At 57.4% G+C, this 9,564-nt stretch carries 8 protein-coding genes; 3 read left to right on the plus strand and 5 right to left on the minus strand.

Features of this window, described 5'->3' with window-relative positions; genetic code table 11:
* Positions 1-255 (minus strand): hypothetical protein (locus VEG30_15580; protein ID HXZ81349.1); only part of this gene is annotated, 255 nt, incomplete at its 3' end.
* Between the two features lie 855 nt (positions 256-1,110).
* On the opposite strand from VEG30_15580, the gene VEG30_15585 reads away from it, so the two are divergent.
* Positions 1,111-1,905: a PhzF family phenazine biosynthesis protein gene (locus tag VEG30_15585; protein HXZ81350.1), complete on the plus strand. Its 795-nt coding sequence runs from the start codon at positions 1,111-1,113 to the stop codon at positions 1,903-1,905.
* 234 nt (positions 1,906-2,139) lie between these two features.
* On the opposite strand, the gene VEG30_15590 is transcribed toward VEG30_15585, so the two are convergent.
* A complete protein-coding gene (locus tag VEG30_15590; GenBank protein ID HXZ81351.1) occupies positions 2,140-3,564 on the minus strand; it encodes a DUF1254 domain-containing protein in 1,425 nt (474 codons plus the stop codon).
* Positions 3,565-4,113: 549 nt separating this feature from the next.
* On the opposite strand from VEG30_15590, the gene VEG30_15595 reads away from it, so the two are divergent.
* Positions 4,114-5,070: a cytochrome c gene (locus tag VEG30_15595; protein ID HXZ81352.1), complete on the plus strand. Its 957-nt coding sequence runs from the start codon at positions 4,114-4,116 to the stop codon at positions 5,068-5,070.
* 109 nt (positions 5,071-5,179) lie between these two features.
* Here the strand turns inward: VEG30_15595 and VEG30_15600 are convergent, their stop codons facing one another.
* Together VEG30_15600 and VEG30_15605 are read right to left on the minus strand one after the other, a co-directional pair.
* Complete coding sequence (locus tag VEG30_15600; GenBank protein HXZ81353.1) at positions 5,180-6,472, minus strand: nucleotide disphospho-sugar-binding domain-containing protein; 1,293 nt, start codon at positions 6,470-6,472, stop codon at positions 5,180-5,182.
* Positions 6,473-6,674: 202 nt separating this feature from the next.
* On the minus strand, positions 6,675-7,421 hold the full coding sequence (locus VEG30_15605) for a hypothetical protein (GenBank protein ID HXZ81354.1): 747 nt from the start codon (positions 7,419-7,421) through the stop codon (positions 6,675-6,677).
* Between the two features lie 241 nt (positions 7,422-7,662).
* Between VEG30_15605 and VEG30_15610 the strand changes: the two genes are divergently transcribed.
* Positions 7,663-8,376 carry a DUF4386 domain-containing protein gene (locus tag VEG30_15610; protein HXZ81355.1) on the plus strand — a complete coding sequence of 238 codons (714 nt, stop codon included), beginning with the start codon at positions 7,663-7,665 and terminating at the stop codon, positions 8,374-8,376.
* A 580-nt stretch (positions 8,377-8,956) separates the two neighbouring features.
* Here VEG30_15610 and VEG30_15615 read toward each other — a convergent pair.
* Positions 8,957-9,564 (minus strand): CPBP family intramembrane glutamic endopeptidase (locus tag VEG30_15615; protein HXZ81356.1); only part of this gene is annotated, 608 nt, incomplete at its 5' end.

The following is a 9,564-nucleotide window of genomic DNA, read 5'->3' on the forward strand; positions in this document are numbered from 1 at the left end:
TTCCCCGTTCTTCACCTTGGAGTTGAAGTCGGCATACAGCTTGGAGATTGTGCCGGATACCTGCGAGCCCACCTGCACCGAGGTCACCGCATTGATGGTCCCGGTCGCCTGCACGGTGTCGTGGATGCTTCCGCGTTCCACTTTGGCGGTAAAAAACTGCTGCTGACTGCCACGACCCACCGTAAACGCGGCAAACACCACCGCCGCCAGCACCACCGCCGCTGCGATCATCCACTTGTTCTTCGGAATCTTCATGGTGTTATTGCCTCTACTAGTTCCGAACCCGAGGGCCGGCCGCCACGCGTAAAGAAAGCGTCAAGCTGGGGTAAAGATTTGTAAGGGCGGGAGAAAGCACTTACCGCAAGCGTTACGCAGTAGTTCTTGAGCGTGTTGCAAGACATCTGGATTAAAGGAGATCTCCCACGCTGCGGCGAAGTCAGCTGGAAGAAGGCGTAATAGGAGTAACCTAAGCGCGAATACATCATTAAAGCGGTCAGGTGCAAGCGCTCCTTGGGCAACTGCGCCAAGTTGTTGAAGCATCAGCTAATGGAAGGCTGCTGCCGGGAGGGGGAATCGAAACGCCGCCCACGATTGAGCGACTGTAACTTCCTTTATTTTCAACCCGCCTAAAACGCTAGAACCGCTAAAACCGTAAATCGGAGGTACGCGGAAGGTACGCGGGCCTGTTTCAACACGTCCGGCCCTCGGCCCGGAAAGGCCCAGTGGCGGCGTGCGTAGGGGCTGCCCCTGCTGCGGCACGGTGGGCAGGGGCGGTTCCTTACGATAAGGGGATTTATCGCCAACAACCGCAGCCAAAGATAAAATTGCGCGTACGACCAAGCGTATGGAATGGGACATGAAGCGCCATCTGACCATCAGAATGATTACGGCAGCGCTATTCGGCGTTGTCTTCGGGACTTACACGCATTTTGAACACCTGAAGTGGGTTCAAGATGGCCGACAGGTGCGAAGCATGCAGCCCCGTTTACTTGGTCGCGGCTGGAGCGGTCCAGTTAGTGCTAAGGGGATTTTTCGACATTACCGCATAGTTTCCGGTTTGCCGACCATTCGTGCCAGTAAGCATCTTTTAGCTCTGATTCTTTGGTGAGCATGTCCATTTGGTATTACCAGATCGATTCGTTCGCGAGCGAACTGTTCGCAGGCAATCCCGCTGGTGTATGCCTCGTTCCCGCATTTCCCGAGAATGATGTCATGCAAAAAATCGCAGCCGAGAACCGCCACAGCGAAACAGCTTTTGTGGTTGCCCGCGCTGATGGCGATTTCGACCTCCGTTGGTTCACACCAGTAGTGGAGGATGACCTGTGCGGTCATGCAACGTTGGCTTCTGCCTATGCACTCTCGTTGCGGGGACATGACACCTGGCCGGTTCGCTTCCATACAGTCAGCGGCTTGTTAACGGTCAATCGTGATCACAAGCGCTTTGAAATGGATTTTCCGGCCAGGCCGGCGGTTCCATGCGAAATACCAACGGAGCTGCTGCCCGCCCTGGGTTTGGAGACGGCAGAGGCACTGCGCGAACCTCGTGACTTTCTCATTGTCGTCAACCACGCCGAGATAGTGAAAAAGCTCAAGCCCGATATTGCTGCGTTGGCCAAAATTGATATGGGCAGATCGGGCGGAGCAATTATTACGGCTCCTGGCGAGAATGATGTCGATTACGTATGCAGGTTTTTCGCTCCGTCCGAGGGGATCGACGAAGATCCTGCCACTGGATCAATCCAGTGCGCACTCGTCCCATATTGGGCCGGCCGCACTGGCAAGCAAACATTTCGAGTGCAGCAACTCAGTTCTCGTGGCGCCACAATGTGGTGCACGCTAGTTGGCGACCGCGTAAAGATCGCTGGTGAAGCGAAGCTTTATCTACAAGGAACCATCAACATCTAACCCCAGATCTCTTACTTGAGCGATAGTTGTTGTAAACAGGGTTTATCGTAAGTCGCGATTCTGCACCGGATGTGGTACAAATGTCGGTTACTTACGATAAGGGGATTTATCACAAACGACCTTGGGCTTGTTGCTTTTTATCCATTCACCGCTATGCACGCGTCCAAGGTCAGCAAATTTGTAATCGACCGTTGGGCGGGCCGAGGGAATCTTTCCAGCGGCCCGCAATTTGTTTTAAGGAGCAACTTTGATGGCTGGGGGCTTCCATGTGCCGTCGATGATCGAAGGCGGAGTTTCGCTCGGCCAGTAAAGCCGGAACATGGGAATGAACTTAGCCTTGGGAGCAGGCAACCAGTTGGCTTCCTTGGCTGTCCCTGGAGAATCGGCCTGGAGGTATAGGTCCACGGAACCATCCGCATTGGTAACAAACTTGTTGCGCGAGCTTAAGGTGTAGCGCTTGAGCGGATTCGGCACGAAAAAGTAAGACGCGTCATACATGGTCAGGGACCAAAAGGCCTTTGCTGGCGGCATCTGGCCCTTGGCAAGGTGCATGACATATTTTTTGGAAACACCGTCGAACGCCTTCCCATCAGCATCCTTCTCGCCTGTGGGATAGACCGCATCCTGCGGACGGTTGGCACCGAGGCCGATAGCGGTAATCAGTGCACGCTGGATGTAGTCCGTGCCGTACAACCCCGTCTTGGTGGTGAACATCCAGCCGTTGACTGGCTCTCCTGCTTTCTTGAGGTACTCTATGATCTTCACTTGAGCCAGCTTCGGCACGGCCTTGATGGCCTCTTTGTCGAAGACGCCTAGCTTGCTGGGGTCGAAATCCTGGCCGGGCACCAGACCGATTTTTGCCATTCTTGAAACCATCGGGGCATCTTCGGGGGCGGGTGGGTTGGTCTTCATCAGCTTCGCCAGATAATTGAAGTATTCGTTGACCCCCATGGCATCCACCTGGTCCCGCACCGCTGTCTTCATGTCGAAATTGGCATCTACCTCCCCCGGCAACGGAGTGTAAGGCTTTCCGTAATAGCTGAGAGGTACAACTGAGAACTTGTCCTGGAGTGCGTGCACCTTCGCATAGTCATCCGGCGTCCCGGTGCAGTAAATCCGACCGAGAATCCAGACCAGTGCTGTGGGCGATTTGTATTCCGTGACTCCCGCAGGAAGATTCCCAGACCATCCCGGCCCCGTGATGGCGTACTGCTGCGCCTTGCCCCCCGTCGTGCGTTTGCCGGGGACCTGGAAGACGTCCGTCCAGCCGTCCAGCATCGGCATCAAGTAATAGCGGTCTCCCACATCGGGAATGCTGAAGACCCACGGTTCTTTCGAGACATCCAACCAAACCGTCGTGTAGAGCGTATCCGCGTTGGGAGCGGTCACGGCATGGTCGTCCACTGCTGGGTAGTTTCTGAGCTTAATCAACTGCCCCATCGGCCCGCGCGAACCAGCGGACGTTGCCACGTTAGTGATCTGCTTTCGCGTCATGTCCATGGTCACGAGCGGATAGCCGTAGATGTAGGCCTCAATCGCCGTGCTCACTGCTTCTTCGACACCGGGTTGGCTTGCAGGCTTTGTTCCTGATTGCGAACAGCCAATCAGCCACAAGGTGACCGCAAAAACAAACAGCAAACACACGACTCTATCTCTCATGGCTTTGCCTCGACCTCTTACTACGTCATTACACATGGCGGGGATGTAGAGGCAACTGTTTGAATTACCAGCAGATTGAAACGCTGGAATCAGCAAAAAGCAGCCCTGTTTCCTTGATGATTGGCGAGAACAGGCTGCCAACGACGCAGGCCGGAAGTTCCGTTATAGGAAGTCCCCAAACAAAGCCAGTTTGTGGATCGTCGGCAAACCGGAAGTTCCCCCCAGCCAGCCGTCGGCACTCGTTAGAAGGGTTTTGTTACAGGCTCTTAGTAAGAAATCCCCTTCTCACTAACTGAACACTTCTCGGTGCAAACCCTCAGTTAGTGATAACGCCTGTTATCGCCAGTGAAAGTGCTTAAAGCTGTTGACTACCAGGACATCCACATTAGAATCTCGTCGAACAAAGCTACACAGTGACTGCCTGACAAGAAGAGAGCGTTCCCGAAGCTGCATTGAGGCGGCAGCGCACCGCAGGGGAATAAACAGCCCGCCAAGGGGAGAAACTTGCAAGCCAATAAGCTCCGGACACCCGCGTACGTTCTTTGTCTCATGCTCGTACTAACTGCAGTGGGTGGGGGCGCGAGTGACGCGACCAAAGAATCGCAGTCTCCGAAACCCATCGAGCGCACGCAGCAACGGCTGGACCGCGGCAAGTACCTCGTGGAAGGACTGGCGCACTGTTTTCGCTGCCACTCCGAGAATGATTTCCAGCACTTGAACGGGCGAGCACCGCTGAAGAAGAAGGGCGGTGGCAACGTGATTCCGCCAGACGAGTCACCGGTGCCGCCACCAGCGCGAATCGTCTGCCCGAATATTTCGCCCGACCATGAGACGGGAGCAGGCACCTGGAGTGATGGGGACTTCGTACGGGCCATTCGCGAAGGCATTGGGCACGACGGCCGCGCGCTCCACCCCATGATGCCATACTGGAATTTCTGGGCGCTGACAGATGAGGACTTGGCCTCGGTGATCGCCTACGTGCGAAGTATTCCGGCGGTACGCAACCAGCTTCCCAAGCGCTTATTGCCACAGGAGCCAGCACTGCTGAAAGCGGCCCTGTTGCCGACGCCTCCCGCGCCGGTGGGCGCTTCTGAGCAGGTGCGGCATGGCGAGTATTTAGCGCACTTAGGGAACTGCTCGGGGTGTCACGATGCGCAGACCCCGGACCGCAAGCCGGTGCCGGGGATGGAATTCGCAGGTGGGCGGGTACTGCACGGGCGCTGGGGAGTCGTGACATCGCAGAACATCACGCCCGACCCGTCGGGAATCGGCTACTACGACGAGCAGAAGTTCATTGCGGTGATGCGCACGGGCCACGTTGGATCGCGCAAGCTCAGTCCCGTCATGCCTTGGGCCGATTTTCGCAATCTAACCGACACCGACCTAAAGGCGCTGTTTGCTTATCTGCGGACGATACCGCCAGTGCAGCACCGCGTGGACAACACGGAGGCGTCGACCTATTGCCCCAAGTGCCGCAACCGCCACGGGTTTGGGGAAAGGAACTAACAGCAGCGTTGTCTTTAGGTCAGACACACTTTCGTGGCAGCCATCTCCGCGTGTAATTGTTGAGAAATCCCCTTCTCACTAACAATGCCGGGCCCTGGCGCCCAGCAGTTCAGTAGGGACCAACGGCTGAAGGCGGGCTGCCCGTCTTCACAGTAGCTAGCGCCTCAATCAAAGTTGACGCCATTTCAAGAGATTGACAGGCGGCTAAGTCCGCCGCCCTGCGCAGGCAGTTGTCTCTGACGGCAGGACTCATCAGGCGATCCAATTTCTCTATGACCCGTGGTTTCGTGTAGGCCTTCGGCAATATGAAATCGCCGATGCTTAAGCGGCGAATCCTCATGGCATTGTCCGGCTGGTCATGGGACATTGGAACGACTAGTTGAGGAAGCCCCGCAGCAATCGCCTGGGCCGTTGTCCCGATGCCGCCGTGATGGACTAAGGCAGCACAGCGCGGCAGAACCACGCTGAACGGAATGTAATCAAAGTGGCGAACTCCGCTCGGCAGTACGGCTGGAAGTTGTTCCGGGAACTGCGTCAACAAGAGCCCGCGGCGGCCAACGTCGCGGCAGACCTCCGTCGAAACGCGGAAAAACTGCTTTGCATGCACCATTGCCGAACCGGCGGTGAACACGACCGGCGGGTCGCCTGCGGCAAGAAATTCTTCGAGTTCGGGCGAGGAGCTATGGAGGTCACGTTGGTCCCATAGTGGAAATCCCGTGAGCGCGACATTTGAGGGCCAATCGGGCACCGGCGGGGCAAACCACTCCGGAAATAGGCCGATCACCTGCTGAGGCGAATGAATCCAGCCATCGAAGAATCGCCTGACCGGACGCAGGCCAAGCTCTGCGCGAAAAGCGTTGGTTTCAGCAGCGAGCAAGCCGTCGATAAGGAAGCGGTCCGCTGCGCGGAAGTAAAGCTTCCTAATGGGGCGCGGCAGATGCCCGAGAATGTTGGGGAACCCGAAACATCCGGGTCGAATCGCGCTACGCAACATGATCGGCTGAAGGTGCACGGTAGCCAGAGGCACGCCGAGCTTCTCCTGAGCTATGCGTGCGCCGAAGGCGAAGCCCGGAGCCGCAACCACGGTCCGGCCGGGCTCGAAGTTGCTCTCGATGATGCTGTAAATCACCCGCAGTGCGGGCAGGATCAAGCGCCGCGCGACGACAGAAAAAGACCGGACAGGATGCCAGAGGTCCGGATCGCGAATGGCCGCGTAATACTCCTCTTCTGTGAGGAGCCCAACGAACTCCAGCCCGACGCTCCGCGCCAGAGACCGGAATGCCGCCGGACCCACAAACATCACATTGTGTCCTCGCTTGCGAAGAGCCAAGGCCAGCCCGACGTTGGGGTGAACGTCGCCGGCGCTGCCGAGCCCAATCACGACTGCCCGCAAGGATCCCATCGGCACCTGCCCATGATTGGCTACGCGCCTTCCAGGCGCGTTGTCAGTGATACCGGTCACTGGAAACCGGAGCCCCCAGTTGGCGCTAAATCGTCTTCTCACTAACAATGCGGGTGGCCCGAGTTGCACCGGGAGCAGTGCAAATTCTCAATTATTGATAACGCCTGTTCTCAACAGTTACCGGCGCGGGACGCAAGCCGGTTCAGCTACCGACGGGAGGCAGCCAGGAGCCCGCGCCCAGCAGGAAGATGCCGCCGACCACCAGGCTGTAAACCGCGGTCGCCGCGGTCACTGCCACTTGGAACTTGGGCAGGCGCACGCTGATGCCGAACAGCCCGGCGGCGGCGGCTGTCATGAGGGTGTTCATGAGCAGCAATCCCAGGAGAAACATTCCCAGCCCGAGGAAGCCCTTGCTGATGCCACCCAAGTTGGCCGCCAGCAAGAAGATGAGCAACTGACTGGGAGTTTCGGCACCCAGCCCGTGGATTACGCCCACCACGAATGCGGTCTTGGAATCGTAGTTCCAGCTCGCGGGGAGGGGCGCGGGCCGGTGGGGATTCCAATGAGCGCGAGCCCTCCAGTGCAACCAGCGGCCCAGATGGGCAAGCACCTGGAAGCGGCTGCGCGGCGTGTAGTCGCCGCGGAACAGCGAGCCTAGGACGTAGATCCCCAACACGACCAAGGTCAGGCCCACCAGGCGCTCAGCGATGCGGTCGATGCCCTGAGGCAGGGACAGCTGGAAGAAGATGACCGCGCTGCCCAGCACCGCCACAGTGGCGGCGTGGCCGAGGGCATACAGCAGCCCCAGATGCATGGCGCGGCGGCCGGAGGACCGCACGCTGGTGATGTCGGAGATAGCGGCGATGTGGTCGTAGTCGAAGCCATGCCGGAAGCCCAGGATGGCGGCGGAGAGCAAAGCCAATTGCACGCTTGCATGAGCAGCCGTCAAGAAGACTCCCCTGGTATTTCGAGTGGCCAGCCAGTATAACCCTACCCCTCTGGCTGTTGATAAATCTCTTCACTAACTGAACACTTCGCGGTGCAAATTCTCAGTTAGTGATAAGGCCTGTTTACAACAACGACTAACCTTCGGCGTGCGAAGCAGTCTATTCAGACATTCGTCCGGGCGGAACTTTTTGATGGCTTCGGCGTATCTCCGACGGACCCTTACAAGGGGGGACACGAGCTCGATGAACCCAGCACATCACGATGAGGGATTGACATTGCGTCAGGCAGCGCTGATCGCCGGTTTCGGCTATCTGCTGATGCCTGCCGCCTACGTTGAGTTTTCGATTATGCCTAAACTGGTTATTCGGGGGAACATCGAACAAACCGTTCAGAACCTTGCCAGCCACGGGAAGCTCTTTGTTGCAGCAATACTCTGCTACCTGATCACATTGATTCTTGACGTGGTTATTGCTTGGGCGCTCTATGTCCTGCTGATGCCGGTAAACAGATCGGTGTCATTGCTTACCGCCTGGTTCCGGTTGGTGTATACGGCGATGGCACTTTTCGCCCTCTTACACCTGGTCACCGTTTATCGCCTTCTGACCACACCGGATTACCTGACGCTGTTTGGACCAGGCCCATTGCATGCCCAAGTTCAGCTTCTGCTCAATTCGTTTCGGTATGACTGGTCCATGAGCCTAGTGATCTTTGGGATTCATCTCGGCCTGTTGGGCTACTTGATCTACCGGTCTGACTACATCCCCGGAATAATAGGGATTCTGCTGGCAATCGATGGATTGGGCTGGGTCATCAATAGCTTGAGGCCATACCTCTATCCGAACGCCCGTCTTGGATTCCTCTTCGTCGTGTCTTTCGCGGAACTGATCTTGCCGCTTTGGCTCGTGATCAGGGGCTGGAAGATCCAAGCCGCCGAAACCATGCATATCAACAACTGACTAACCACCCTCTATTTCATTCCGATGCGCTGCCGAATCATGTACATCAAAGCGAAGGCCGAGGGGTTGAGCGGACGCGCTCACATCAGTCGTGTGCTAACGATTCGAACCTGAGCCAGTCCGACTCACTTGAGGAGGACCACATGAGCCGGTTAAGCCGATTCCTTGTTGTCCTGACGACAACCGTTCATGCCATCGGATTGACAGCTTCCAAAACTGGGCGCCGGCTGAGATAACTGGCGACAAACCCCCTTCTCGCTAACTACGCCCCTTGCACCACACCGGGTGCAAAACTGGTTGTTGGCGAGAACGCCTGTTCCTCCAGCGGGGCGTGCGTAAAAAGTGATAAGTCCTGCTCTCGCCAATTGACCTGTGCTCCTACTCAGTGCAGGGCGTGTCACCGAGGAGGTGACTTTGTTAAGGCGGGACGGGCAGCCCTGCGGAGCCGCCCGTAGAATGTGGGAAAAATTGAAAGTCAATGTAGCGGTCTGGAGCCCTGCCGTCTCCTGTCAAGATTAATAGTCCTCTCCACATTCCATCGCTTCAAGCCGGAAGCGCACGAAGCCAGTGGCTTGATTGGCTAAGACGCCACGGCTATCCCTTGTGTGCGCTTTACCCGCATCACCACTACAAAAATTCCGCCAGCGACCGCCCACACGGCGGCATAGATCCACCACATCCGGGTGAGCTCCACCCCGTGAAACATCGGAAAGACGTATCCAGCGCCCACCGCGTTGATCGTTGCATGCATCAGCATGGGCTGCAACACGCTGCCGCCGCTCCGGTTGTACAGCCAGGTCAGTGCCAGCGCGCCGCCGAACACCGTGACCGCAAAGGGCGCGAGCTGGTTTAGCACGAACTCCCCACTGGCGAAGAGCGGCGCATGCCAAAGTAACCAAATGGGCGCAAGCACCATCGTGGACACCACTGGGGAAAACCGCGCCTGCAACTGTGGAATGGCGAAGCCCCTCCAGCCTGGTTCCTCGCCCACGCCAACGAACAGTAGCATGAAGATAAAATTGCCCATGATCTGTGGCCATTTCGCGAGCTGCGCCGGGGTGGGGCGCGTTGCGCCGGTCAGCACGGTGATAGCAGCCGATCCTCCCAACAGCGCCAGCGGCAGCAACAGCGCCACCGCATAGCAGACCACCGAGGCCTCCACTTTCACCATCGAGCGCAGCAGGTGCT

It is taken from the genome of Terriglobales bacterium (assembly GCA_035624455.1).
Lineage (GTDB): Bacteria > Acidobacteriota > Terriglobia > Terriglobales > Acidobacteriaceae > DASPRM01.

Excerpts from the sequence above, each read along its gene's own strand:
- VEG30_15595 (HXZ81352.1), top strand. The coding sequence starts at position 4,114 with ATGCTCGTACTAACTGCAGTGGGTGGGGGCGCGAGTGACGCGACCAAA.
- VEG30_15610 (HXZ81355.1), top strand. The coding sequence starts at position 7,663 with ATGAACCCAGCACATCACGATGAGGGATTGACATTGCGTCAGGCAGCG.
- VEG30_15585 (HXZ81350.1), top strand. The coding sequence starts at position 1,111 with ATGTCCATTTGGTATTACCAGATCGATTCGTTCGCGAGCGAACTGTTC.
- VEG30_15600 (HXZ81353.1), bottom strand. The coding sequence starts at position 6,472 with ATGGGATCCTTGCGGGCAGTCGTGATTGGGCTCGGCAGCGCCGGCGAC.
- VEG30_15590 (HXZ81351.1), bottom strand. The coding sequence starts at position 3,564 with ATGAGAGATAGAGTCGTGTGTTTGCTGTTTGTTTTTGCGGTCACCTTG.